We start from the raw sequence: 26201 nt of genomic DNA on the forward strand, positions 1-26201 counted from the left end.
GAAGTGGGGCTCTGGTGCGATGAAGGTGACCACCACGCTCGCCCGCTGCAGCACGCCGGACGGTCGTCCGATGCTGCTGCAGGAACACGACGGGCACTACTTTCTGAAAGTCGATGGAGTGACTCTGATGAGCACGATGGCGACTGCTTCAGAGCAGCAGATGGCGGAGTTGGCGGGCGAAATCTCGCCGCGACGTGTGCTGATTGGCGGGATGGGATTTGGTTTCACCCTGCGACGTGTGCTGGAGCTCGGAACGGATGAGGCGGAGGTCACGGTCGCGGAACTCCTGCCGGAGATCCTTGATTGGAATCGAGAGCACCTTGGAGCGGTCAATGGATCGCTGATGGACGACTCCCGGGTTCACGTTCATCTGGGTGATGTGGCGGAGTGTATCGACCGCGCGGCGGGTGGGCGCTTCGATGCGATCCTCCTGGATGTGGACAATGGCCCGGATGGCCTCGTGGATGGCGGCAATGACGCGCTTTACGGGAGGAAAGGTCTGAAGCGGATCAAGTCCGCGCTGGCTCCGGGCGGACGGGTGATCTTCTGGTCGGCGAATCGCGATCGCAGCTTCGAGCGCGAAATGGCGAAGCATTTCAACGGGGTGAGATCGATCGGTGCAAAGGCCTACCCGAAGGCCAAGCGGTTCTCGCACACGCTATTCGTTGGGGACCGGTAGGAGTGGGTCCGAACCCACGGTGGGGTCGCTCTCCATCGGATCGGGAAGTTTGGTGCCACCGGTGCCGAAGGTGGGATTGGATCCGAAGCCGCTGTTTCCGCCGAGTGATGGGCCGGCATCCCGGGCGGCGGCTTCCTTGGTCTCGCGCTGTCTCTTCTCGACCTCCTTGTTGGCCTTGCGCTTCTTGTGGGCCTCCATGGGTTTGGTGACGGCGGCGCGGCTCAGTGAGGCGGTGCCCTTGGCTACTCCTCCCGCGACCTTGAAGGGCGCGCGCACGATGCCGCATGAGCAGAGGCTCAAGGTAATGATGCTGATCGCGAGGAAGCGGAATGAAGTCATTGCTCGGGCGAGTCTGGCAGGCGACCAAGGCGTGCGGCAAGGTCGATCAACAGGCGTTCGCCCGGATTGAGGGTGGCTCGTTCGTCGATCACCTTCCGGCAGGTGTGGGGGCGGTCGGTGATGAGCCCATCGATTCCTCTGCTGAGAAGGGATGACATGAGGGTCGGGTCGTTCACGGTCCAGGCATAAACCTCGATGTTCGACCGGTGCGCACGGTCGATGAGCCGGTCCGTGACCGAGTTGGCATTGAGACCGAGGAAGCTGACGTCGAGGCGGGTCGGGTCGCCTACCGAGATCGACGACAGCAAGCCCACCCTCCAGGTTGGCCGAAGCTTGCGGACCTTCTGGACGCCCTCGAGCTTGAGCGACATGAGTTGGACCTGATCGGTCATGCCGGTCGCCTCGACGATGTCGATCGTCCGTTGCTCGAGTTGTTCCTCGGAGCCGTAGTACTTGAGTTCGATGATGACGCCGGCCCGGTCTTTGCAGAATTCTAGGACCTCCCGCAGGGTGGGTGTCCGCTGGTCCGCGAATCTCGGGTCAAACCATGAACCGATGTCGAGTTGTGCGATCTGGTCCTGCGTGGCATCACGAAGCGACGTGGTATCGCGGGACATGCGCATGAAGTCCTTGTCGTGGAACACGAGGATTTCACCGCGGGCGTTTTCCTGCACATCGATTTCCACCCAATCCGCTCCGGAGTCCACGGCCAACTCGATGGCGGCCATGGTGTTCTCAGGTGCCTTGGCGGAGGCGCCGCGGTGGGCGATGACCACGGCGTCGTCCTTGCTGGTCAGACGGTCCAGCCGCTGGTGGCAGAAGTAGGCGATGAATCCCAGACAGACGCACGAAGCGGCGATCAGGAGCTTCCACGGAATGGCTCGGGAGGTGCTGGAACCTTCGGTCTTGAAATCCTCCGGATCCAGACCGGTCTGGCGGAAGAGCTTGAGGTGATAGAGGGCGAGTGCCGATTGAGTGGTGAACCCGATCAGCATGGCGATGCCACTGGAGAGAAGGAGGACCATCGCCAGACAGAGCGCGAGCACGCCGAGACGGTGTTGAAGCATCTCGGCCGCCCACAGGGTGACCGGCGGCCAGATCAGGTTGGTCGGCAGCAGGAGGAGCGGTGTGCCGAACGCCCAGAGGGCCAGGGCGGTGGCGATTTTCCGTTTCTGACCCCGACATGCCTTGGGGCTTTTTTGCCGAGCGCTGCCTGCGGATTCCTTGCAGAAGAGGACGAGCGGGAGGGCATGCATCCAGCCCACGGCGTGTCGGATGACCACGAAGCCCATGACGGATAGGATTCCGAGGGTCAGGATCACCGCGAGGATGAATTCCGGGGGGCGGGCGTCGAGGTAGTAGTTGATGTCCTGCTGCCCGAGTTGCACCCAGGCAACGCCTGCGATGGCTGCCAAGAAAGGGAGGGCGATGGTCGAGACCTGCAACAGGAAGCGGAGAGACAGGGCCAGCAGCGACGGCAGCCGGGAGGCGGTGTAGGATAGCGCGGCGGTGATGGTTGGAGCCTCGCCGTGGAAGGACTGATGGCCGGCGACGAGCTGGGCGGCGTAGCCGAGGAGTTGAAGGGTCAACCACAACGCCCCCAGACCCAGCGCAAGAAGCAGTCCGGCTGGGCTGGCAATGAAGGATAGGATGTCGGTGTCGCTGAGGACGGTTTTGTCCGAACTGGCGAGAGCGGTCTGGACCGCGGCGGTGAGCAGGGGGGCGCCGATCAGCGCTCCGATGACAAGACAGAGTGCCTGAATCCCGAACAGGCTCTTCCAGCTGCGCCGCAGGTGGGTACGGATGCGTTCCGGTTCCGGTGCTTCTTCCGACATGGTGTGATTTCTTATCAGGGCGGCGAGCTTGCGGGAAGGCTGGGTGTGAGCTTCCGAACGAATTCTGGATTCAGCGGACCATGGGATTGCGTGGAATCACGCGATCATTGGTGGGCATGTCCGGCTGGATGGGTTGGGCCGGCTTCGGCTGGGGTGCAGGGGCTTGCTTGCGAATCTGTTCCACGATGGTCAGGACCCGTCGGTGATCGCGCTGGGCGAGTTCCTCCACGTCCGTGCCACTGGCCTCGGCGAGGAGTTTCATGTAGCCGGAGTCGAGACTGAGGAAATCCTGGGCCGTCCGGGCCTTGAGTTCACGGGCCAGCAGCGAGCGGTGGGCGCGTGCAAGTCGGGCTTGTTTCGCGACGGCTGGGTTCTTTTCCAGTTCTTCGATGGTGGCCTTGATTCTCTCCGGCCACGGGCTGCCCGGCACGGTGGTGAACGGGCGCTCGCGGAAGGCACTGAGGGTCGCCCAGCTTTCCTCGGCGGGCAGGTTGGTGAGAGCTTCGAACTCCTTCTGCAAGGTCTCCTGATCCGGCTGTTTGCCATTTCTCAAGGCGAACCATTCCTTCAGCCCGACGGACCCATCGGATGGAAAGGCGTGGCCGAGTTCCGGCCAGACCTCCATGTCGACCTTGGCACCGAGAGTGCGATAGAACAGGAGGGCCTTGAGCGAATAAAAGTGGTTGGGGTCCTCGCGACCGACGCCGATGAAGACCGGGGTGGGGGTGTTGAAACGCTTCGGGTTCTTGGGGAAATCCGTGAGGTGTCCTGCCATGAGCATGGCACCACCGGCGAGGGTTCGATCGACCTGAAGCAGGCTGTCGACCATCCAGCCCCCTTTGCTGTAGCCGACGAGGTGGAGTCGCTTGGGATCGAGCCCGTGGCTTCGCTGCAGGCGATCGCGGACGGCGCGCAGGACGGCCAATTCACGATCGAGGGCTTCCTGGCTCAGTTTGTGTTCGCCCCGCTGGGCGTAGGCCATGCCGACGACGATCCAGTCTTCCGCTCCGGTGTGTTCGCGGGTGCGCGCGGTATTGGGCTGGCCGTTCTGGCCGTGATACGAAAATACGGCTGGCCAACTCATGCCGTCCTCATGGTTGGCGGGCAGATCGACGAGGATGGGCTCTTCGACCCCGGGGACCTTGATTTCAAGCGCGGGAGCGCAGGTGATTCCCAACAGACTGACTCCGATTCTGAACCACCGTGACCACTTTTCCATGCCTGACGTCTAGCCCGGAGCCGGGTGTGCCGCAAGGTTGGGACTCGAATTGCGCGCTCAATCGTCCCAGATCATGTGTTCGAGACCAAGCTGCTTGGCTCGGTCGGATGCCTCTTCGGAACGTGGCCCCTTGAGCTCGGCGATGCGGCTCGCCAGCTTCTTGGCAGCGGCCCATTCCTCTCTTTTCTCGAGAATCCGGAGTGCACTGAATCCACACAACTCGATGGATTTCCAGTCGTTCCGGTTGGTGCCGACCGCGGAATCCACGACATCGGTGTAGGTCTTGAGGGCATCGCTTTCACGGCCCGGGAATTGTTCGAGCGCCAGGCCTTTCTGATAGAGAATCCTCGCCCGCACGGGAGAGTCATCGGGCAGCACACCGAGGAGTCGGTCATACACTTCGACGGCCTGCTCGAGGACGCTGGTCTGTCCCTGAGCGTGGGCGAACAGGGCGTCGCCCAGCAGGAGGCCGATGCTGAGGATGAGTGGATCGTCGTCCTCCATTTCCTTGAACCACGGGGCAAGGGTTTCAACCGCTTCCTCAAGCCGGGACAGGCGGATGAGCAGATCGGCCTTCTCGAGCCGGGCGACTTCGTGGAAATCGGAATCCGAGTCGATGAGTTGGTCAAAGAGCTCGAGGCTTTCGGACTGGGACTGGGGCGTTCCACCTTCGGCTGCGGCGCGTGCGGAGAGGAGCAGCGCAGCGGGGGCCTGTGGGGAATCCGGGGCATCCTGAATCAGGGCTTCAAGGACGAGGCGGGCGTCGTTGTAGTCCTTGTTCTGGAAAAGGGCCTTTCCTTGCTCGTAGCGGATGGTGTTCCGCAGCGGGCCTTCTTCGAGGGTGCCGAGGAGCTCCTGGGCTTCCTGGGCGGATTCCTTCCAGTTGCCCCGACGCTCGTGCAAGCGGATGCGGGCGAGTGCCAGCAGACCGGATGAGAGGGATTGCTGCTGATCGGGGCTCAGGGCGTTGAGTTGTTTTTCCGCCACGTCGGGCTTGGCGGGTGAGGCATCCAGGGCGGCGAGGGCGGTGCTGAGTCTGGCCTCGGGCATCCTCGGGTGGTCCGGGTATTGCTGGATGAATGCGAGCAGAGCGGGCAAGGCATCTGGACTGCGCACGGAGGTCAGGTGGAGTGCGCGTTCCAGGGCGAGCTGGGATTGCAGCCATGGATCCTCGGTCTTGCCATCGAGCTGGTCGAAGGCTGCGACATCACCTGCCGCAAGCAATGAGGTGGCTGCATTGAGCCGGGCCGACTGGCGCCGATCATCTTCAAGCAGATCGGCGGCTTCATCGAACAGGTCGGCGGCCTCGTCGAACTGTCCTTCCGCGAACAGAGCTCCGGCTTCAAGTGTGAGTCCCTGTGCCCGGAGCTCGGGTGGGGAAGCCTGACCGAGCCGGTTCAGGGATTCGAAGCAGGCTGTGGCGCGCTGGCGTCGGCCTTCTTCGAGGTGCCACCGTCCGGCTTCCAACAAGGCGCGGGGCACCAGCTGATGGTTGGGGAACTCGAGGCGCAGCCGGGTGAGAAGAAGCTGGGCTTCAAAGGGGGACGTCGGGGAGTCCTCTTTCTTCACGCCGAGGGCCAGATAGAAAAGGGATGCCGGTCCGAGGGGCGTGGCGGGAGGGGTCGGGAGCGGCCAGCCGTGGGCTGCTCCATCCTCGATGCTCGACATGGTGATGCCTCTTCCGGGGGCTGAGGGAGCCCAGTCGCGGAGTCGAGTGAGGATGGGATCGTTGGGTGCGGGTTGCTCGGGGAGGCACTGCAGGAGCAGGGTGAAAGCCTCGTTGAGCAGCGGAGAATTCGGATTCTTCTGAATGAAGGCGAGCAAGCCGTCTGCGGCAGGTTCGATGGAGCCCAGCTTCATTCTTGCCTCGGCCAGACCGATGTAGGCCTTGTGGTGGTTTTCGAGGGTTTGGTTCTCGGGTGCGGCCGTGAGGTCGAGGAAGATGGGGGCGGCTTCATCGGCCTGACCGAGCGCGAGCAGCGCGCGTGCCTTCACCAAATCCGCGACACGCTGATCGGCAGCCGACAGACCTTGGGTGGGGGGGAGTGCTTTCAGGGCATCCTCCGGGCTGTCCTCACCCAGGAGGATCTCCGCTTTGAGCAAGCGAGCGGTGGCCGGCGGTTTGGGCAGCGAGAGGATGGAATCCAGTGTGGAAAGGGCGGCGCGTGAGTCTCCAATGGCGCGCTCCAGCAGGGCTTGGGTGAGGGCGATCTCGGTGCGGTGGGAGTCCTTTGCATCGATGGCTTCGAAGGCGTCGATGGCTTCTTGAAACCTGCCTGCGGCGGCAAGTGCCTGGGCATGCCAGAACGGGCGGTCGGGGTGGTCGGCGATATCCGGGTCGGCGAGGGTTTCCAGGGCGAGATCCGGTTGTCCTCCGCGGATGCGTGCTTCCGCGAGTCGGAGGAGAATGGAGGCGCGGAGTTCGGGTGTCAGGTCCTCTTCCTTGAGGGCTGCTTCAAAGCGGGATGCAGCGACTTCCCACAGCCGGCCGCCCAAGGCATCGAGTCCCAATTGGTAGGTGGGGATGTCCTTGAGGTCAGGCGCGGCATGGACCGCCGCCGCGAGTATGGCGGGCAGGAGAATGCGGCTTGGCCAGCGGATCATGAAAGCAAGCTAGGCCGGGACGGGGGGTGAGGAAAATCCCGAATGCGTGGGGATGGTGATTTCGCGGCGGTGGTCCTCAGCCGCCATTGCCGAGCCATTTGCGGAACTGGGAGGCGCTGAGCCCCAGCACGCCGGACGCGGCACCGAGGTCTCCATCCTGGCGCTCGACCAATCGGGTGGCGATACGCTCAAGGAGCCAATCGCCGCCATTTTCGGAAGGCAGGCAGTCGAGCAGGGCATTCACGTGCTGGTCGATGGATTCTTCAGACGCTCCCGGCGCGGTGGCCAGCATGATGTCGGCCGGCAGCAGGACATTCGATCCGGCCAGGGCGCATGCGCGCGCCATGGTGTTCTCGAGTTCGCGCACGTTGCCGGGCCAGCGGTGGCTCTGGAGGACGGCTCCGGCCTCGGCGGATAGCCGGATGTGGGCCATGCCGTTCTTCCGGGTGATCCGACGAAGGAAGAACTCGGCCAGCAACGGGATATCCTCGGGGCGCTCCCGCAGCGGTGGAAGTTTCACTTCGACCACATTCAAGCGGTAGTAGAGGTCTTCGCGAAAGCGACCGGCGGTGACCTCCTCGGCGAGGTTCTTGTTCGTGGCGGCAACGATGCGTGCGTCGGTTGTCTGCGTTTCGTTGGAGCCGACGCGGGAGAATGTGCCGTCCTGGAGGACGCGGAGAAGTTTCACCTGAACCGAAGGCGGCATGTCGCCGATTTCATCGAGGAACAAGGTGCCACCATCGGCTTGCTCAAACCGGCCGGCACGACGTGCGATGGCTCCGGTGAACGAACCCTTTTCGTGACCGAAGAGCTCACTCTCGAGCAGGTTGTCCGGGATCGCTCCACAGTTGATCGCGAGCAGTTCTTTCTGGCGTCGGGGGGAATACTCGTGGATGGCCTTGGCAACGAGTTCCTTGCCGGTGCCGGATTCTCCGGTGACGAGCACGGGGGCATCGGACTTGGCGACGCGACCGACCACCTTGAAGACATCCTGCAGGACCCGGGAGACCCCGATGATCTTGAGGCGGCCCTCGTTTCGCGGCATCTCCGCGGCGGTCTCCGGCTTGTCGGCCACCCGCAGTGCTTCCGCGGTCTGCAGGGCATTTTCGACGACAGGTCTGAGCTCGAATGGGAGTGACTCCTTGCGGAGTACATCGTGGGCTCCCTGTTGGGTGGCTTCGATGACCTGGCCGGTGCTGGGAAAGCCCGTGGTCAGGATGACCAGGGTGGTGGGGGCGGTGGCGCGGATTCGCTGGAGTAGCGCCATGCCATCGAATGGCTGGAGTTGGATATCCGCGATGACCAGATCGACTTCCGCTTTCTCAATCACCTTGGCGGCCTTGTCCGCGTCATCGCATCGGAGGATTCTCAGTCCATCGGCCGCCAAGTGCTTGGTGGCCCACTTCAGGTAGTCGTGGTCCGGATCGACGAGGAGGAGGGTGGGTTCGCGAGGGTCAGCCATAGGCGGGGAACGGGGGGAAGTTGGGGGGAAGTCTCCGAATACGCAAGTGGGGAGACCGACGGATCAAGACATCGCGCGCCGGTCGAACCCATGGAGTCAGTGCGGTGATTTCCGGTGAATCCGGCGGAACGGCCCGGAAAACGTCGGATCAGAGGGCTCCAAACCGACGGTGCCGCCTGGAATACTCCTCGACCGCCTCGAACAGGTCGGACTGGTGGAAGTCCGGCCAGTATTTCTTGAAAATCACGATCTCCGAATAGCTGATCTGCCACAGGAGGAAATTGGAGATCCGCAATTCACCCGAGGTGCGGATCAGCAGATCAGGGTCGGGCATGTCCGAGGTGTAGAGTCGGCTGGCAAACAATTCCTTGGTGATGGAATCCGGATCCAGCGTGCCTGCAGCGGCGTCCTTGGCGATGGAGCGGGCCGCTTCGGTGATCTCCTCGCGCGAGCCGTAGGACAGTGCCAGCACCAAAGTCATGGAGGTGTTTCCGGCGGTCCGTTCCATGGCTTTGCGGAGCTTGTTGCGCGTTTTCTCCGGCAGGCGCTCGGTGTGACCGATGGCCAGCAAGCGGACATTCTGCTTCATCATCTCCTCCGCCTTCTGGTCGAGAAACCTCTCGAGAAGGGTCATGAGGGCGGAGACCTCGGCAGGTGGGCGATTCCAGTTCTCGGAAGAAAACGCGTAGAGGGTGAGGTACTTGATCCCTATCTGTTTGCAGGCTTCCACGCATTCGCGGACCGACTCGGCTCCCGCCCGATGACCGTCACGGCGTGGCAAGCCGCGGGCTTTCGCCCAGCGACCGTTGCCATCCATGATGATGGCGACGTGCTCGGGAATGGAGGATGGCGGTGACACGAGTGGGATGGGAAAAAGAAGCCGGGGTTACGTGTCTTATCGGTGAATGGCCGGCGAATTTTCAATGATCATTTTGCCTCCGCCGCGCCATCGGGTCGATGATCCATGGTAGCCCGATTCTCGAAGGTGCTCAGACCACCAGTGTTTGATCGCGGTCGGGGCCGACACCAACGAACTGGATGGGAGTATCACAGAGTTCGGAAAGGCGCTGGAGGTAGGCCTTGGCCTTTTCGGGAAGATCCGCGTAGCTCGTGCATCCGGTGGTGTCGGTCTGCCAGCCGGGGAGTTCTTCATAGATGGGTTGTGCGCGTTCCCACGCGCGGCGGTCGGCCGGAGCCAGCTCGTGGCGGACACCGTCGATGTCGTAGGCCACGCAAATACGAAGGGTCTCGTAGTCATCGAGCCCGTCGACGTTGGTCACCGCCAGCCCGGTGGTGCCGTTGACCATGCATCCCTGACGCAGGAGGACGACGTCGAGCCATCCGCAACCGCGCGGGCGTCCGGTGGTGGCACCGAACTCGCGGCCGAGATCGTGCAGGAACTGGGAGAGTGCCTCATCGACGGACGGGAAGGGTCCGCTGCCGACGCGGGTGGTGTAGGCCTTGCAGACGCCGATGACCTGATCGATCGCCGTCGGCGGCAATCCGCTGCCGGTGCAGCATCCGCCCGCCGTGGTGTTCGAGGAGGTGACGAAGGGGAAGGTTCCGAAGTCGATGTCGAGCAGGGTGCCCTGGGCTCCTTCAAAGAGGATCTCCTTGTCGGACTTCCATGCCTCGTGGAGGACGGGGATGGTGTTGGTGACGTGAGGCTTCAGTCGTTCGAAAGCGGCGAGCACTTCGTCGGCCTGCTGTTTGGCGTCGAAGGTCGGGAGGTCGAATTTGGCGAGGATCTCGTTGGCCTCTTCGGTGCGGCGAGCCACCGTTTCCCGGAAAAATTCCTCATCGAGGAGATCGGCGACCCGCAGTCCATTGCGGTTCACCTTGTCGGCGTAGGTCGGGCCGATGCCACGTTTGGTGGTGCCGATCCTGCGGTCGCCGAGGGCGGCTTCGCGTGCGGCGTCGAGCTCCTTGTGGAGGGGGAGAACGACGTGGGCCCGGTCGGAGATCAGCAGTTTCTCGGCGGGGATCTTCACGCCCTGGGCCTCGACTTTCTCGATTTCGGCGACGAGTCCGACGGGGTCGAGCACCACGCCATTGCCGATCACGTTGATCTTGTCGTCCCAGAGGATGCCGGAGGGCAGGAGGTGAAGGACGTACTTGGTGCCTTTGGCGATGACGGTGTGGCCAGCGTTGTTGCCTCCTTGTCCGCGCACGACGACGTCGGCGGTTTCGGTCAGGTAATCGACGATTTTGCCTTTGCCTTCGTCTCCCCACTGGAGACCGGTGACGATAGTGTTCATTGGAAATTCTGGGGAACCGTGGAGGGCTGCAATTCGGTGCGAGCGCCCGGGTTCGGGGTGGTTGAGTGAGGACGGGAGGTTCCCACCCGATTCAAGAGTGTTTGAAATGGTGAATCAGATCGACGCGATGGGGTGAATCGATGGGCTTGATGCCCGTGCCACCGGATGATCCTTCTCATTCCGAATCGCGTTGCATTCCGCCGAGGTTCGGGACGATTCCTGAGCAAGCGGCGAGGAGAAGATTACTTGGTGGATTCGATCAGCTCGGCGAACTCCTCGAAGAAGTAGCTGGCGTCATGAGGGCCAGGGGCGGCTTCGGGGTGGTATTGCACACTGAAGACGGGGTGTTCCTTGTGACGGATGCCTTCGACCGTCTGGTCGTTGAGGTTGATGTGGGTCACCTCGATGTCGTCGGGCAGGCTGTCGCCATCGACGGCGAAGCCGTGGTTCTGCGAGGTGATGGAAATCTTTCCGCTGCGCAGGTCCTTGACCGGTTGGTTTCCGCCACGGTGACCGAACTTGAGTTTGAAGGTCTTGCCACCGAATACATGGGCGAGAATCTGGTTGCCGAGGCAGATGCCGAAGATCGGGGTCTTGCCGATGAGCTTGCGGACTTCTTCGTGGATGTAGCCGAGCGCGGCGGGGTCGCCGGGACCGTTGGAGAGGAACACTCCGTCGGGATTCTTGGCGAGCACCTCGTCGGCGGGGGTGCGGGAATTCACCACTTCCACTTCGAACCCGGCCTGGCGCAGGCGGCGCAGGATGTTGTGCTTGATGCCGAAGTCGTAGGCGACGATGCGGTGCTTCACGGGTGGCAAGGGAAGCCAGTTGTCCGGTTGGTCGGTGACCACGTTCGGCAGGGTGAATCGGCGGGAGTCCTCTTCCCACTGGTAGCTGTCCGGCGTGGACACTTCCTTCACGAAGTCGCTGCCTTCCATCAGCGGGGAGGCCTTGGCGGCGGCGACGGCTTCCTCCGCGGAAAGCTCGGTCGTCAGGCAGGCGCGCATGGCTCCGGCGGAGCGCAGGTGTTTGGTCAGAGCCCGGGTGTCGACATGCTCGATACCGAGAATCCCGTGCTCGGTGAAGTACTCGGCCAGCGTCTGGCGTGAGCGGTAGTTCGAGGCGACTGGTGAGAGTTCTCCGATCACGAAGCCACGGACGTGGGGGCCGGCGGACTCATTGTCTTCCGGAGTCACTCCATAGTTTCCGATCTGCGGGTAGGTCATCGTCACGATCTGTCCGCGATAGGAAGGATCGGTGATGACCTCCTGATATCCGGTCATCGACGTGTTGAAGCAGATTTCACCGGTATGGGTGCCGGGAGCTCCAAATGCGCGACCTTCAAAAAGGCGGCCGTCTTCGAGGGCAAGAATGGCTTTCATGGGACGTGGGCCGAGCGCTGTGGAGGCCTTCCCCGGCGCGCGGCGCGGGAGATTACGAGCGGGGACGCCGAATGATCAATGACGAATCCCGAAACCTGATTTTCAGCCAGTCATCCCGCGGGTTCGGGCTGGGCGGGAGCGTCAGGATTCCACCTGACGGCGCAGTTTGTGGGCGCGTGACAGGTTTTTCTCATAGGTCTGCTCGAGGCGCTGGGTGAAGTCCCGGGCGCTTTCGTCGGCCTCCGGTTGCAGCGGCTTTCCGAGCTCGATGCTCATCCGGATCGGGAATTCCGGGCGTTTCCACAGTGGCCAGCCTTTTTCGAGGAAGCGGGTGTTGCTGCGAATGTAGACCGGCAGGACCTTGACGCCGGCGTGGCGGGCGATCAGGGCGCAGCCGCCGCGCAGTGGGTTGATCCAGCGCTCGGTGCGCTTCGTCCGGGTCCCTTCGGGGAAGAGCAGAAGCTGTCCGCCGTCGCGCAGGGCTTCGGAGGCTTCCCGCACGAGGCGTGAGGACTTTCCATTCGGGATGTAGCCGGCAAGTCGGGCGCCGCCACCGAGGAATGGATTTCGAAGGATGGACTCCTTCATGATGCAGATGGGCTGGGGTAGGCAGGAGATCACGAACACGGCGTCCCAGAGTGAAGTGTGGTTCGGCGCGATGATGACCGGCTCGGTCATCTTGCGGAGCGAGCGCAGCGAGTCGAGGTCGGCGTGGACCAGCCGCGTCACCTGCAGGTAGCGGACGAATACCCGGAATGCCCAATGAAGGAGCGAACGCCCGAAACGAGTGCCGGATTTCCGCGGCAGGAGCAGGCAGAGGGGAAGGGAAACCAGCGTGAAGAGCAGCCCGAAAATGCCCCAGTAGAGGAACGCGCCGATGGCTGCGACCGTCTCGAGTGGCCACCACCACCAGCCGCGACTGCTGACAGGCAGCGAAGCGGATTCGCGGAGGACTGTGGGATCGACAGGGGGCATGGCTGGCCGGGAAGTCGCCAGAATGCGTGGAATCCATAAAAATTCCAACTCTGAAATCTGTCTCCTGGCTCTTGGTCGGCACGACGGATTGCTTCGGGCGGTGAGTTCCCTAGGCTGGTCGCCATGTTTGCGAAGTGGACCTTGAGCCTGTGGATTCTTGTCATGGTCATGCCGCTCACGGCGAAACCGGAGCGGAAGGAAGTCGACGGCATCACTTACCACCTGCTCCGCGTGCCGGCGGCATCGGTGCGGGTCATCTGGAAGGATAACGCTGGAAAACCGCTCAGGACCTTTCCCGCGACCACGAAGTTTCTGGAATCGAAGGGCGAGGACGTGCAGGTGCTCATGAATGGCGGGATCTTCGAGCCCGGAGGGATTCCGAGTGGGCTCCTCGTGCAGGATGGCAGCACCCTGCATCCGGTGAACCGGCGTCCGGGGAAGGGGAATTTCTACCTGATGCCCAATGGGATTTTTCAGATCACGGCCAAGGGAGCGTCGGTGATCCGGACGGATGAGTATCCTTTGGGAAATGCCGCCGTGACCTACGCCGTGCAGTCGGGGCCCTTGCTCCTCCGCAAGGGGAAGGTGCATCCGGCGTTCAATGCTCCCTCGACCTCACGGCTGCATCGCAACGGCGTGGGCGTGGCGAGAAACGGAGATGTCGTCTTTGCGATGACTGACTTCCACTCGGCGAAGTTTCCCAACCTGTTCGAGTTCGCCGGGCTGTTCCGTCAACTCGGTTGCGATGACGCCTTGTTTCTGGATGGCGATATCAGCCAGATGCGGTGGGGCGATGGACTCAAGAAACCGGGCAACCGCTTCGGGTCCTTCATTGCCGTGGTCGGGGAAGCGACGCCGGATGAATGAGGAGGCCTGTTAGGCTCTTGCCGGTAGCCTGCCCCGATTTTACTGTAGGCAAGACGGTGACGATCACCCTGCGCGTGTGGGATTTCTCCGTGGATCTCAACCACTACGTCGAGCGCCCGGACACCATAGCACCCGAGTGGATGGTGGGCTCCAGTATTCTTCCAGTCGTGGAGAACCTTTCAGCCAAGTGGCTCCAGTGGTGCCGGCTTGGCTCAATCCAAGCGCCAGCGCGGTGACTCGATTGGAAACGACAGAGTCAGGAACGCACCCCACTCCGGCTCTCCTGTCTGTTGGAAGAGAAACGCCCTGACCCCTGCTCCCCACTGAATGGGTTGATCCCTGATCAGGGTGAGCTGGCTCAAGCGCAGTTCCAATGGACCAGTCCACTGCTCGGCCCTCCAGCTGTAGCTCAGTTCGGCACCCAGCGCGATCGTCGAGGCAGTGGGGAAAGTGTAGGCGAGGAGTGGTTCAATCCGTGTTGTATCCACGCGGCCCGCCGACGAGGGCCCTGCAACCGACCAGAGGTGGCTCAGGATCAGGCCGGTGGTCAGCCGGTCGCGCTGACGAAAGAAGCCGAAGCTCGGGCCGGCACTGAAGAGCTGGCTTCCAAGCGAATCGCGGGTTGCCGTAGGAACCACGAAGGTTGGACCTAAGCCCCAGTAGACATCCCAGGCCAGCGAGCGATCGGGCGAGAAAAAGAAGGTTTGGACAAGGTCACCAAGCCCCTCCTGTTGAGTGCCCGGCACCACGTCGTTCTGAGCCCGCCAAGTCAGTTCAGTTTTGCTGATCGCGTGCCAGTCATCGGTCAACTGGAAGGGGATCCTCGGTCCCAGTCGGAAGGTGTATGCCTTCCCTGAGCCATTTGCTCCACCGCCGTCGTCGTATTCGAAAACGGTCGGAAGCACGAGGAGTCTGGCGAGCGGATTCTGAAGCTGCCGTTGCAGGTCAGGATAGGCCTCCACGGCGGCTTCCCGGCGTCGCTCGAATGGCCCGTCGCGTTCGGCAAGCGCCGGATGCAGCATCGATGCTGACAAAAAACCCGTGGACCAGAATCTCATGAAACGAGCATGCGGACCCCGTACCGTGGCGGAATCCGCAGTAGATCAGTCGAGAGAACAGGTATTAATCCCGTTTGTTTTTGTTGTTCTGCTTCTGCTTGTACCAATAGGCGTCCTCGCGGCGCTCCTCTTCTTCCTTCTTGTCGATGGCATTGGAGACCGCCGCACCTGCGACGGCGCCTGCGGCGACGTTTCCGGCCGTGGAAGAACAGGATGAAATGAGGAAAGGTCCGCCGAAAGAGGCGATAAGGATCAAGAGTGTGGTTCTCATGGATCGTGTAGTTTGGCGTTCCGGGTTCATTCAGTAAGCTCCGGATCCCCCGGCATCCAGGTCTGGTCGTAGAAGGATTCCAGTGGCCCATAGAGGCGGAGAATGGTGTTCCAGCCCTTACCCGGAACCGTCTGGATCCAGTTGCTTTCCTTGCCTTCCGGTGCCTTCGGGCTGAAGTAGATGTCGTAGGAACCATCGTCGTTCGGCTTGGGAGCGTCCTTGTCCACGCTGCTCTTGCCCGGGAACTGCTGGTCGGTCTGCAGCATCGAACGCGTCTGGTTGTCGTAGAGCGTAAACGACCAGAAATCCTTCGCCGGGATGTCCTTCGGCAAGGTGATTTTGTAAGTCTTGCTGCCGTCGAGCGCGTTACCGTCTTTGTCGAGGTAGGCAATCGCATACTGCGATCCCTTGCCGACGTTCTTCACTGCCATCGCCGGGGTGATGCCCGTGGCGTAGAAGTGCATGTAGACACGCGAGTCGAGCAAACGCGCACCATCGAGCAGGAAATCATAGCGTCCCTGAATGAAGGGATTAGTCCACACCCGCTTGCCGGGATAGAGGTAATGACGTTCATCCTTCGGTCGTGCGGTCAGGGCACGGGCCGTGACCGATCCCACCTTGGCCGCCTCGGTGAGGATCTTCTTCATGCGCTCATCGGGCGCGAACTCCTTGCCTTTCTCGATGCCGATCGAGGCGATCAGGCCACGCAGGTCGGCGTCGAGGCCTTCCAGCGGCTCGGCTTGAATGGTCTCGTTGAGCTCTTCCCAGTAGCCGAAGTCCATCCGGTGGATCGTGTTGTGGAACTTGCCCGAGACGTTGATGAAGTTCATCGGCGGCGGGTTGTCCTTCTTCGAGAGGGGGTAGATCTTGAACTTCTCCTTGGTCGCCTTGATGGCGGGAGCGGGCGAGCCGTCGACCTGGAAGCCACGCCAGATCACCCAGTTGCCGTAGGTTGAAGTCTTGGCAACGTGATACCCCTCGGGGATCTCCCCTTCGTAGCCGGGAGGGATGACCAGAAACTTGCCGCCCTTGCCCTTGTCGGGTCCGGCATTGCCAAAATCGACCACATACTGGAACCAAGCGTCGTTGATGAAACCCAGCACGTTGGGCGGGGTCTCCATCACCATCGGCTCGTCGCCGAGCTCCATCCACGTCGCCATGTAGACCGACACGGTGTTCGGTGTCAGCCACAGCGCCTTCGAGTCCATCAGGTCCTCGAAAAGCAGGGCGGTCTGGTTCGGCGGACCGAACTTGGTCAGCCCGTGCTCCATCGCATTCAGCGAGGAAATCTGCAGCGAGTTTAGAAAGGCCTGGGTCGCCCGCTGAAGGTCGAGATTGTCATAGACTTTCTGGGTCGTCTCCGCATCCGGCACGCCGTCGAAGGAGCTCAGGGTGCCAAGTCCGGTCTCCAGCTTGTCCGGAGTCGCAACTCCGTCAGGCACCTCGGTGGTCATCTTCATCTTCGGCGGCTCGGCCGCCAGGATCACGCCGCTCAGGGCGGCGAAGGTCAGGGTGGTGGTTTTCATGGTGTGTTGATTCTATTCTGTTGGACTAATCTTTAAGTTGGATAGCTACTGAACCCAGCGGGCGAAAACGTTCTCGACCACCGGCGCGATGTTGAACCCAACCATCCATTCAGGCCCGAACTCGTCCGGAGTCTCCACATAGTAGTTCAGATCCACGGAGAACTCCCACGGGCGACCGGCGATACTGAGCGTCTTGTTCACCGTGAGATGGAGCGGGATGATCCAGTCATCCGACTCGTGGTTGTAGGTCATGATCGGAGCGGTTCCGAAACTCCATCCGTTTCCAGGCATCATGATTCCGAAAAACTGGATCGTCGTCAGGCTCACCGCTGGATCGTTCGGTCCCAGCAAGACGTAGGGTCGGTCGAGCCCCGACTTGCCATTCCCGGCGACGTCCCACTGATGATTGACAAAGACCCCGACAACCGAGGTTTCGGTCACCCGTCCGATCTGAAAGCCTGGCCCGATCGTCCAAAAATCAGTACCCAATCCTTTTTCCGTGGCGGTGGGAAGGCTGGTCGAGGCTCCGATACTCCAAAGAAAGCCGTTTTCCAAAGTCGTCCCATACTGCACATCCAGCGTGACATCCCCCAACCCACTCTCTTCCTCAATGCGCCTTGATCCCGTGTCGAAGACCGGCTGATTGACCAAGAAAGGCACACCCGGCCTCACCCAGAGAGTATTGCCATTCGCCAGTTCGAAAGGGAGAGTCGGCTGCAGGTACAGTTTGACCATGTCGAGGTCTCCCAAGCCGGGAACATCGCTCTGGAAAGCGTAGTATTGGGTCTGCAGCTTGAGGCTGGTAAGGGAGGTGTTGGGGTTGGCCAACTCCTTCGCAATTTCGTCGGCAGATTGACCAGTCTCTTGGGCGTTTGCGGCAGAAAGCCACATGACGAATAGGGCTGCGGCTCGCACCGAATGTCTAGGATGGGTCATGGTATTCTCGATTATGAGCTCAGCTTGATCGACTGGCTCAATTAACGGGCTCCGGTTTCATGCTGGATTTTGATTCTCCTGGATTCAGGGAGCCGCCTTCAGTTCACCTTCTCGATGTCGGGCAGTTTCCATCCGCTTTCAAACCAGCCTTTCTTCGGCCCGTAGAGGCGGAACAGGATGAACCAGTCCTCGCCTGTCGGGATCCAGTTGCTTTCCTTGCCTTCCGGAGCCTCGGGCGAGAAGTAGACGTCGATGGTTCCATCATCATTGACGATCATGGACTCCTTGTTGGTCGAGGCCAGACCGACCCGCTCGGCTTCCTCGACGAAGCCTTTACTCTTCATGCTGTAGACGATCACCGACCAGAAGTCTTCGGCCGGAGTATCGGCAGGAACCCGCAGCCGGTAGGTGTCCTTTCCATTGAGCAAGTCTCCCGCCGAGTCGCGAAGTCCTGAGATGTAGTAGGTACCGCCACCCAGTTTCTTGGGAAGATAGGTCACGTAAAAGTACATGAACGCCCGTTTATCGATCATCAGTCCCGTCTCATCGATGAAGGGGATCCCGAGCTTGGCCTGTTCCAGCGGGAAATTGAAGGTGCCGTGCTGGCGGTCATCCCACAACTTCCGAAGGCTTCCCCCATCGGTCACAAACCAGTGCTGCATGTAGTCGTAGGCCTGCTGCAATCCTTCCAGCATGGCGGCCTTGGTCTCCTCATCGGGAGCGAAGGGCTTCCCGGGCACCATGCCGAGAGAGGCCATGAGGCCGGACATGGCGTAGTCGTGCTCCAGGGGCTTTTCCCGCTGCATGGCCGAGTTGAGATCGGTGAAAAAGGTCCAGTCATAGACCGGCAGGGTGTTCACGGGGTTCTCGTAGACGTCGACAAAGGGCCAGGGAGCATCGGCCTTGCCCAGTTCGTAAACCTTGAGCGTCTTGGCGTAGGCCGATTGATCCTCATTGGTGCCACCATTGATGGCTACCGGGCGAAACGCGAAGTGTGCCGCTGCCGTGTCGCACTGGAGAATGATGTAGCCCTCCTTCGGAAGTTCCCCTTCGTAACCCGGCGGAACGACCAGATATTTCCCGCCATTGCCGGCATCCTCACCCGACGGGCCGACGTCGGCGAGCGGGCGTTGCCAGGCGTTGATGATGGTGCCGAACAGCTGCGCCTTCTCACCAAGCGCCGGCACCTCGATCACCATGGCCTTGCCATTGAGTGGCACGCCGGCGAAAACATAAGGGGTTACGTCGTTGGCGGTCAGGAAGCCGTGGCGGGAATCCATCGGTTTGGTCATGTAGGCGACCGTCCCCGGCCTGGCACCGGCATCGCGCTGGATGGCCAACTCGATGTCGTAGGCGGCGACGGCCGGCAAGCCCCAGATCGCCAACTCGCACGAGCGGCGCACGATCATGTCGTGTTCGGCTTCGGAAAGCTCTGCCATGACAGGTGGCAGACCTGTCAGGAGCGCTGTGAGCGTCAGGACCTTGATCTTGTTGGCGAATGGATTCTTCATCATATTTTTGGGGTGATCGTTACTTCACCAGTTCGATCTCGCTCGGACGCCACGTTTGTTCGATCCAAGGCTTGAGTGGCGAATACATGCGGAGGATCACGAACCAGCTTTTGCCGGGAACGGTCTGAACCCAGTTCTTTTCGAAGCCTTCCGGGGCCTCCGGGCTGAAGTAGATCGTGAAGGATCCGTCCTCGTTCTTCTTGATGCCTTCCGTGTTGCTACCCGTGGTCGGGAAACCTTGATCGGTCTGCAGCATCGAGCGTGTCTGGGTGTCATAGACGGTGAGCGCCCAGAAATTGCCGACCGGAGGATCGGCCGGAATCGTCATCTTGTAGGTCTTGGCGCCGTCGAAGGGCTGCTTCTCCGCATCGACATAGGCGATTGCATAGTCGGAACCCGTTCCCTCCTTCGGAGCCGCCATGGCGGGCGTCACCGCGGTGTACGGGTAGTGGAACATGACGCGGGCGTCGGTGTTCATCGTCTGACCGTCCTCTCCGTTGAAGAGGACATTCCTGCCGGTGAAGGCCATGATCCAAGCGCTGTCGGTGTCCGGATAGATGCGCACCCCCTCCATGTTCATCTCATGCCGCGGATACCAGACGACCGAGCGCGAGGCGGCATTGCCGAGTGCCACGCCATCGGCGAGGATCTTCTTCATCCGCTCATCGGGCGCGAACTCCTTGCCCTTCTCGATACCAATCGAGGCGAACAATCCGCGGGTTTCTGCATCAATCATTCCCAGCGGCTCATACTGGATGATCTCATTCAGGTGATGATAGAATTCGCTGTTATTCGGGTGGATGGTGTTGAAGGCCTTGCCCGACGCGCTGACGAATTTCATCTCCGGCTGCTCCCTGAACTTCGAGAGCGGATAGACCTTCACGTTGTCCGTGCACAGTTTGGCAGCTGCCTCGACGTCGCCGTTCTTGACCGAGGATCGCATAAAGCACCAGACACGATAGGTCTCAGGACGGTAGACAATGAACCCTTCCGGAACCGGACCATCGTAACCCGGCGGCAGGTAGAGGTAGCGACCGCCGAGTGCGTAGTTGTGGACGAAGCGGAACCAGCCATCATTGGCAGCCCCGAGAACGCCGTCGGGGACCTCCACCACGGTCGGACCGTCGCGCTTCAAGTCCAGATCGGGAACGCAGTAGATGGTCGAACTGTTTCCAGTCAGGAAAAGCGACTCAGCTCCCATCAGCTTGTCGAAGATCATCACTTCGTTCGCTTCGACCGCACCCAACGAATGGGCCCCGTCGATGAGCGCCTTGAGCGAGGCACCCGGCATGCCTTTGAGGAAAGCATCCATTGCGCGGGTAGTGTCGAGGTAGTCGTAGACTTTCCCGGCAGTCTCCGGGAGCGGAGCCCCGTCGAGGAACTTCAGGGTGCCGATCGAGGTCTCGACTTCGTCCGGTGTCGAGATTCCATCAAGGGTTTTCTGGCTGACGTCGGAATGAGCGAGCCCACAGAAGGCTGCAAGCAAGAGGGAAGAAAGGCCGGTGAATTTCATGGCGGTAGCGTTATAAAGATATCACGCCATACACGATGAAGGTGTTCTTCCAGCCAAGTACTAATCACTTGTGATTTGGTGCCAACACCCGAGGATAGGAAGGATGCGCTACGTCGCTATGGCCCGAAGCTCCCTCTTGCTGCCCTTCATGTCCTTCTTGGCCAAGGGCGGGGCTGATATGGCGCGTTTGGAGGCGATGGCGGGGCTTCGGCCAGGTCTGATGGATGATCCTGAATCGTTGTTACCTCTAAACTGGGCAGGCGATTTTCTGGATGATGTCGGACGGCGGGAGGGAATTGTGGGGTTTGGAGCAAGGGTAGGGGCGGAGGCGAGGATTGATCGGATGGGATGCTTCGGTGGGCTGCTCGCAAATTCACTCACTTTGAAGCAGTTGCTAGATCGCTTACGCAAGCTGGTTCCGTTGGCGAATTCGGGGGCCAAGGTCTGGCTGACCCGGGATCAAGCCAATGTGAGCCTCCATTTGCAGCATCGGATGTCGAGCGGGCGAGCGGAGGCGGATGGCTTTGCGCTTCTTATTTTGATTGACGCCGTGCGCATGGCGCTGGGGCCGGAATGGCGACCTCGTCGATTTACACTTGATTCAGATGCTGGCGATTTGGCGGAGCTTGAAGCTTTGTCTGGAGGTCGGAGACTAGGGGAGTCCAGCCATGTTTCGTTGGAAATTCCCGCATTTGAACTCCATCGAGCGATTCTTCGGGAGCGATTCCAAGACACGGCACCTATGAACTCGCCGCCGAGGGACCTCATCGCTTCGCTCGAGGCAGGCGTGGAAGCTGGGCTCGGGCGGCCAGTTCCCACCATTGAAGGGGCTGCGGTGATGGCAAACATGAGCCGCCGCAGCTTGCAGCGACATCTGGCACTCAATCAAACCAGTTATCGAGAAGTGGTTGACCGATTGCGCCATCGCCACGCCATCCGATTGCTTGGCGAGATGGACGTGCCTGTGGTGGAGATCTCGGAGTTTCTTGGCTACAGTAACCCGGCAAACTTCACCCACGCTTTCCGCCGGTGGACAGACTTGAGCCCGATCGAATATCGCCGAAGACTGGGAGAAGGGCTGATCCGGTGAGTGATGGTGGCCTGGTTTGGCGGGGGGCAAGCCCCCGACCAAGGGATTTACGAACGGGTGAGTGGTATTCCTCTGTCTTACCGGGAGGAAGTCGATCACTTCGACTGCTCAAGCATGCGCAGCAGCGGAGCCTCGGCCCGGGAGCGGATGTCCTCGGGGAGTTCGACCTGGGGTGACAGGTTGGCGAGGCAGTCGTGGAGTTTTTCCAGGGTGTTCATCTTCATGAACCGGCAGTCGGCGCAGGCGCACTTGTCGGTGGGCCCCGGAATGAGGTTCTTGTTAGGCACCTCTTTCTGAAGTCGATGAAGCATGCCGCTTTCGGTGACGACGATGATGTTCTGGGCGTCGACTTCCTTGCAGTAGGTCACCATGCGCTCGGTCGAGCAGACTTCGTCGGCAAGCAGGCGGACGGCCTGGGTGCACTCGGGGTGGGCGACGACGACGGCGTCCGGGTGTTCCTTCTTGATCCTGTTGATCGAGTCGCGGGTGAACTCGACGTGGACGTAGCAGGAGCCTTTCCACAGGTCCATCTTGCGGCCGGTCTTCTCCATGACCCAGGCACCGAGGTTGGCATCGGGGACGAAGAGAATCGGGCGGTCCTTGGGCGCGCGATCGACGATGCGGATGGCGTTGCCCGAGGTGCAGATGACATCGCACAGGGCTTTGACGTGGGCCGAGCAGTTGATGTAGGCGATGACGTAGTAGTTCTTCTCCTTGTTGGCTTCGAGGAAGGCCTCGAGTTCCGGTCCGGGACAGCTTTCCTCGAGCGAGCAGCCGGCATCCTTGTCGGGAAGGACCACGGTTTTTGACGGGTTCACGATCTTGGCGGTTTCGGCCATGAAGTGAACACCGCAGAAGCAGATGACGTCGGCATCGGTCTCCTTCGCCTTGTAGGCGAGGCCGAGCGAGTCACCGACGTAGTCGGCCAGGTCCTGGATGTCGCCGGTCTGGTAATTGTGGGCGAGGATCACGGCGTTCTTTTCCTTCTTCAACTGAAGGATGGCGTCCTTGAGATCGAGAGCGGCGCTGGGCATGCGGGGAGAGTGGGGCATCGAACCCCGGACGTCCAACTTTGAACGCTGAAATGCGGGCCAAGGTGGGTGGGGCGTCGCCGCTGAGAAGATGGAGGGAGGCGGGGAGGAGTGGATTCCGAAGGGGAAATCGTAAGGGCCGTACAAGCATTCCGGCCTCCAGCAGGAGGCCGGAATGGATTCCTTACCGGGGGGCAGTGGGAATCGACTAGTTACGAGTAACCCCAGAAAACCAAAACTGGAGCATGGGGAATCCTACGCCAGAGGCTTGGCTCACTGGAAGGATGGGTGCAATATTGCACGTATTGATAGAGGAGTATGAGAGACGAACAGCGTGAGCAGGAGGCCATGGCCGTCAATCTGGCGAGTGAGTTTTACGCGGTTCTGGCGAAGTATCTTCCCCACACCGCGAGTCTGGGTGAGATCCAGGTTCTCACGGAGGTGGCGAAGGGCATGTACGCGGATGCTCCCTTAACGGTCAGCGAGGTGGCGGATGCCACGAGTATGAACCGGTGGTCGGTGAGTCGGATTCTGATGCGCTACATCGAAGGCGGCATCATCGTGGAGAGGAAGGATCCGGATGATTCGCGCAAGAACCTGTTGGTGTGGACCGAGGAGGCTTTCAAGGGCAACCGGGAGTGGTCGGCGGATTGGCTGGAGGTCTGGAAGGCGGGGGTGGAGCGTCTTTCCCCGTAGCCTCGGGCATCACGTGGGCACAAAAAACGGCATGACCCGAAGGTCATGCCGTTGATGAAATGAATGGGGTGTGGATCAGTTCTTGATCCCGGCAAGGTTGCCTTGCTGAGGCTTGTTGCCTCCGCCGTTGCCCTGCTGCTGGGGCTTGTTTCCCTGGTTCTTGTTCCCCTGTTGTTGGGCGGGCTTGTTGCCCTGGACCGGGGTGGATGGGGTGCCCACGGTGGACTTGCCGACGATGATGGCGCCGGCTTCAATGGTCAGTGTCTTGGCCTTGATGTCGCCGACGACTTCGGCGCTGGCCTTCAGGTCGACGCGATCGCTGGCGGTGATGTTGCCGTGAACCTTGCCGTAAACGACGACCGTGGCGGTCTTGATTTCGGCTTTGAGGCGGGCGTTCTCACCGACGGTCAGATTGCCATCCGAGGAGATCTCACCTTCGATCTTGCCATCGACCACGAGGTCGTTGGTGAACTTGACGGAACCCTTGATGTCGACGTCCGAGCTGAGGACGTTGCGCGAGGCGGCCGGAGAGGCTTGCGGGCGCGAAGCGGGCTGCTGGGGCGCGGAAGCCGGGGTGCTTGGAGGCGCGGAAGCGGCCGGGGCTGGAGCCTGGCTTTCCGGTGCTGGCTGGCTGGCTGGGGCGCTGGACGATTCATCGGATTTCTGGCCGATAACTTTGCGAAACATGTTGTTGCTCACGGTTTCTGAATCAGAGGTTTGGGATGGTGAAAGTCAATCTCATTCGCCGTCCGCGGGAGGCGTTGAGTCGCTGGGTTCTTCTACTGGTGTTTCGGCCGAATCTTCCGCGGGAGCGGGAGTTTCTTCGGTGGTTTCAGGAGATTCTTCGGCGGGCGCCGGGGTGTCCTGATTGAGATTGTCGAGCAGAGGGTTGCCGGTCGTTCCACCACCGGTCGGTTGGGTGGGGTCGAGCTCGATGGGAGAGGAAAGATCGGGGTCCGGGCCGGGATCGAGGGGGCTTGGAGGGGTCGATGTTTCAACCGGCTCGGGGGCTGGCGGATCGATCTCGGTGGGCATCTGGAATCCGATGTAGCGCTTGCTGTCGCTGACGGTCCGGCCGAATGGGGATTCCGGGTAGCTGTTGCTTGCCTCATCGAGCAGGCTGGACGCCTTCTCCTGGTCGCCATTCTTGGTGGCGATTTCGGCAAGGGCGGTGAGGGCGTAGGGAGCGAGGTAGCTGGCCTTCGGGTTGTCGGCGAGGTCCTGGAGGACCTCGGTGGCCTTGTCCAGCGAGCCTTGTTCGATCAGGCGGGCACCGAGGCGCGCTTGGGCGGGGAAGGTGGCCGGATGGTCGGGATGGGCCGCGATTTCCTCTTCGAGGGTTTCGATGGCGGCGCTTTGCTGGCCTTGTTCCCACTGGAGATCCGAAAGGATGACCTTCGCGGAGGGAACCGTGGGGGTTTCGGCGTGGTTCTTGACCACGTCCTGCATGGCGGAAACGTCTTCGGCGGCGAGCAGTGCTTCCCCTGCGGCGGCGTTGTTTCCTTCCTCGACGCCTCTCATCACGACGACGGCGCCAATGCCCAGCGAGGCGAGGATCCCGACGGCGATCAGTTTCTTCTGATGACGATCGAGGAAGCCCTCGAAAGCGGAGGGTCCGTGGGAGATTTCTGCAATGGGCTGTGCGGATTCAGCGTTCGGTTCGGCCATGGTCTTGCTGCGTTGCGGAGGGCGATTAAGGGGCGCTATGGGGGGAAATCAATGACAATGTCCATTCCGAATCGACATTCGGAGCTGTGGGATCGGGGGATTGGGGATTGCGAGGCCGGTCGACGAGCGGATAGCCTCCGCCACAGATGAACGGGAGCTTGTATGTCGTCGCCGGGGAGATGAGTGGCGATGTCCACGCGGCGGGCCTGCTGGAGGCTCTACAGGAGCTGCGGCCGGGGCTTCAGATCCGGGGCGCTGGAGGGCCGCGCATGCAGGCGGTGGCGGGGGACGGGATCCACGATTGGCTCGATCAGGCGGCGGTGATGGGGATTGTCGAGGTGCTGAAGCACTATCGTTTTTTCAAGCAGAGCTTCGATCGCATGTTGGCGGAGGTGAAGGAGTTTCGGCCCGACGTGTTGTTGTTGGTCGATTATCCGGGTTTCAATTTCCGTTTCGCGGCGGCGGTGCGCGAAGCCCTGCCGGACACGAAGATCGTCCAGTATGTCTGCCCGCAGGTGTGGGCATGGAAAAAGGGTCGGATTCCCAAGATGGTCGAGCTATTCGACGAGGTCCTGTGTCTGCTCCCGTTTGAGCCGGAGATTTTTGCCGCCACGAAGTTGAAGGTGACTTTTGTCGGTCACCCGTTGGTCGATGAACTGGAGGAGGCCCGGGTGGAGGGCGGTCGTGAGGACGGGCTGGTGGCCTTGATCCCGGGAAGCCGGATGCCGGAGGTGGAAAAGTTGTTTCCGATGATGCTGGAGACGGCCCAGCGCCTGATGAATGGCCGGCAGGGGCTGCGGTTTGCGGTGCCTGCGGCAAATGCGAAGCTGCGCGCGCGGATCGAGGAGCTGGCAGGGCACGCCCAGATCGGGGATGCTCTCGAAATCCTGGACGGCAAGGCGCACACGCTGATGCAGCGGGCGGCATGTGGGGTGGTGGCAAGCGGCACGGCCACGGTGGAGGCGGGCTACTACGGGCTGCCGTATTGCCTCGTCTATCGCTTGGCGTGGCCGACGTTCCTGGTGGCGAAGATCGTCGTGAAGATCAAGTATGCCGGGCTGGTGAACATCCTGGCTGGGCGCGAGGTGGTGCAGGAATTCATCCAGTCCGAAGCGGATCCGTGTCACGTCGGACGGGCCATGGAACGGTTTCTCGATGACCCGCAGGCGGTGGCTGACCTGCAAGGGCATCTGAAGGAAACGCTGGCAAAGCTCGGTGGCACCGGGGCTCACCGCCGCGCTGCCGAGGCGGTCAGTGCGTGGTTTGGGTCGTAGAACCCGC

23 protein-coding genes are annotated in these 26201 nt (G+C 61.3%); 5 read left to right on the top strand and 18 right to left on the bottom strand.

Features of this window, described 5'->3' with window-relative positions; all coding sequences use genetic code 11:
- Positions 1-19: 19 nt before the first annotated feature.
- Positions 20-679: a spermine/spermidine synthase domain-containing protein gene (locus JIN81_RS00075; protein WP_200274943.1), complete on the top strand. Its 660-nt coding sequence runs from the start codon at positions 20-22 to the stop codon at positions 677-679.
- Here JIN81_RS00075 and JIN81_RS00080 read toward each other — a convergent pair.
- The 9 genes from JIN81_RS00080 to JIN81_RS00120 all read right to left on the bottom strand — a co-directional run bounded on the left by JIN81_RS00080 (position 659) and on the right by JIN81_RS00120 (position 12753).
- Positions 659-1018: a hypothetical protein gene (locus tag JIN81_RS00080; RefSeq protein ID WP_200274945.1), complete on the bottom strand. Its 360-nt coding sequence runs from the start codon at positions 1016-1018 to the stop codon at positions 659-661. The two genes, JIN81_RS00075 and JIN81_RS00080, sit on opposite strands and share 21 nt — an antisense overlap.
- Positions 1015-2853, bottom strand: a complete 1839-nt coding sequence (locus tag JIN81_RS00085) for a glycerophosphodiester phosphodiesterase (RefSeq protein WP_200274947.1) — start codon at positions 2851-2853, stop codon at positions 1015-1017. Before JIN81_RS00085 ends, JIN81_RS00080 begins: the two co-directional genes overlap by 4 nt.
- A gap of 70 nt (positions 2854-2923) precedes the next feature.
- Positions 2924-4072, bottom strand: coding sequence for an alpha/beta hydrolase (locus JIN81_RS00090; RefSeq protein ID WP_200274949.1), 1149 nt, complete (start codon positions 4070-4072; stop codon positions 2924-2926).
- A gap of 57 nt (positions 4073-4129) precedes the next feature.
- Positions 4130-6676 carry a tetratricopeptide repeat protein gene (locus tag JIN81_RS00095; protein ID WP_200274951.1) on the bottom strand — a complete coding sequence of 849 codons (2547 nt, stop codon included), beginning with the start codon at positions 6674-6676 and terminating at the stop codon, positions 4130-4132.
- Between the two features lie 76 nt (positions 6677-6752).
- On the bottom strand, positions 6753-8138 hold the full coding sequence (locus JIN81_RS00100; RefSeq protein ID WP_200274953.1) for a sigma-54-dependent transcriptional regulator: 1386 nt from the start codon (positions 8136-8138) through the stop codon (positions 6753-6755).
- Positions 8139-8286: 148 nt separating this feature from the next.
- On the bottom strand, positions 8287-8997 hold the full coding sequence (uppS, locus tag JIN81_RS00105; protein WP_325100823.1) for an undecaprenyl pyrophosphate synthase: 711 nt from the start codon (positions 8995-8997) through the stop codon (positions 8287-8289).
- A gap of 130 nt (positions 8998-9127) precedes the next feature.
- A complete protein-coding gene (locus tag JIN81_RS00110; RefSeq protein ID WP_200274955.1) occupies positions 9128-10396 on the bottom strand; it encodes an adenylosuccinate synthase in 1269 nt (422 codons plus the stop codon).
- Between the two features lie 242 nt (positions 10397-10638).
- The gene (gene carA, locus JIN81_RS00115) at positions 10639-11778 is read right to left on the bottom strand and encodes a glutamine-hydrolyzing carbamoyl-phosphate synthase small subunit (RefSeq protein WP_200274966.1); all 1140 of its coding nucleotides are present in this window, start codon (positions 11776-11778) and stop codon (positions 10639-10641) included.
- A 141-nt stretch (positions 11779-11919) separates the two neighbouring features.
- Positions 11920-12753 carry a lysophospholipid acyltransferase family protein gene (locus JIN81_RS00120; protein WP_200274968.1) on the bottom strand — a complete coding sequence of 278 codons (834 nt, stop codon included), beginning with the start codon at positions 12751-12753 and terminating at the stop codon, positions 11920-11922.
- A gap of 123 nt (positions 12754-12876) precedes the next feature.
- Here JIN81_RS00120 and JIN81_RS00125 point away from each other — a divergent pair, with 123 nt between their 5' ends.
- Positions 12877-13620, top strand: a complete 744-nt coding sequence (locus JIN81_RS00125; RefSeq protein WP_200274977.1) for a phosphodiester glycosidase family protein — start codon at positions 12877-12879, stop codon at positions 13618-13620.
- 212 nt (positions 13621-13832) lie between these two features.
- On the opposite strand, the gene JIN81_RS00130 is transcribed toward JIN81_RS00125, so the two are convergent.
- The 6 genes from JIN81_RS00130 to JIN81_RS00155 all read right to left on the bottom strand — a co-directional run bounded on the left by JIN81_RS00130 (position 13833) and on the right by JIN81_RS00155 (position 20435).
- The gene (locus JIN81_RS00130; RefSeq protein WP_200274979.1) at positions 13833-14678 is read right to left on the bottom strand and encodes a hypothetical protein; all 846 of its coding nucleotides are present in this window, start codon (positions 14676-14678) and stop codon (positions 13833-13835) included.
- Between the two features lie 64 nt (positions 14679-14742).
- A complete protein-coding gene (locus JIN81_RS00135; RefSeq protein ID WP_200274980.1) occupies positions 14743-14949 on the bottom strand; it encodes a hypothetical protein in 207 nt (68 codons plus the stop codon).
- A gap of 26 nt (positions 14950-14975) precedes the next feature.
- Positions 14976-16475, bottom strand: coding sequence for a DUF1254 domain-containing protein (locus tag JIN81_RS00140; RefSeq protein WP_200274982.1), 1500 nt, complete (start codon positions 16473-16475; stop codon positions 14976-14978).
- A gap of 45 nt (positions 16476-16520) precedes the next feature.
- Positions 16521-17366: a hypothetical protein gene (locus tag JIN81_RS00145; protein WP_200274984.1), complete on the bottom strand. Its 846-nt coding sequence runs from the start codon at positions 17364-17366 to the stop codon at positions 16521-16523.
- A gap of 143 nt (positions 17367-17509) precedes the next feature.
- Positions 17510-18925: a DUF1214 domain-containing protein gene (locus tag JIN81_RS00150; RefSeq protein WP_200274986.1), complete on the bottom strand. Its 1416-nt coding sequence runs from the start codon at positions 18923-18925 to the stop codon at positions 17510-17512.
- A gap of 16 nt (positions 18926-18941) precedes the next feature.
- Positions 18942-20435: a DUF1254 domain-containing protein gene (locus JIN81_RS00155; RefSeq protein ID WP_200274988.1), complete on the bottom strand. Its 1494-nt coding sequence runs from the start codon at positions 20433-20435 to the stop codon at positions 18942-18944.
- 103 nt (positions 20436-20538) lie between these two features.
- On the opposite strand from JIN81_RS00155, the gene JIN81_RS00160 reads away from it, so the two are divergent.
- Positions 20539-21525: an AraC family transcriptional regulator gene (locus JIN81_RS00160; protein ID WP_234044347.1), complete on the top strand. Its 987-nt coding sequence runs from the start codon at positions 20539-20541 to the stop codon at positions 21523-21525.
- A gap of 95 nt (positions 21526-21620) precedes the next feature.
- On the opposite strand, the gene nadA is transcribed toward JIN81_RS00160, so the two are convergent.
- On the bottom strand, positions 21621-22559 hold the full coding sequence (gene nadA / locus JIN81_RS00165; protein ID WP_200274991.1) for a quinolinate synthase NadA: 939 nt from the start codon (positions 22557-22559) through the stop codon (positions 21621-21623).
- Positions 22560-22874: 315 nt separating this feature from the next.
- On the opposite strand from nadA, the gene JIN81_RS00170 reads away from it, so the two are divergent.
- Complete coding sequence (locus tag JIN81_RS00170) at positions 22875-23252, top strand: MarR family transcriptional regulator (protein ID WP_200274993.1); 378 nt, start codon at positions 22875-22877, stop codon at positions 23250-23252.
- A gap of 75 nt (positions 23253-23327) precedes the next feature.
- Here JIN81_RS00170 and JIN81_RS00175 read toward each other — a convergent pair whose 3' ends face one another.
- Both JIN81_RS00175 and JIN81_RS00180 read right to left on the bottom strand, forming a co-directional pair.
- A complete protein-coding gene (locus tag JIN81_RS00175; RefSeq protein ID WP_200274995.1) occupies positions 23328-23939 on the bottom strand; it encodes a bactofilin family protein in 612 nt (203 codons plus the stop codon).
- Positions 23940-23990: 51 nt separating this feature from the next.
- Positions 23991-24920, bottom strand: coding sequence for a tetratricopeptide repeat protein (locus JIN81_RS00180; RefSeq protein WP_200274997.1), 930 nt, complete (start codon positions 24918-24920; stop codon positions 23991-23993).
- 146 nt (positions 24921-25066) lie between these two features.
- On the opposite strand from JIN81_RS00180, the gene lpxB reads away from it, so the two are divergent.
- The gene (gene lpxB, locus JIN81_RS00185) at positions 25067-26194 is read left to right on the top strand and encodes a lipid-A-disaccharide synthase (RefSeq protein WP_200274999.1); all 1128 of its coding nucleotides are present in this window, start codon (positions 25067-25069) and stop codon (positions 26192-26194) included.
- The last annotated feature ends 7 nt before the right edge of the window (positions 26195-26201 follow it).

The organism is Haloferula rosea (assembly GCF_016595525.1).
GTDB lineage: Bacteria > Verrucomicrobiota > Verrucomicrobiia > Verrucomicrobiales > Akkermansiaceae > Haloferula > Haloferula rosea.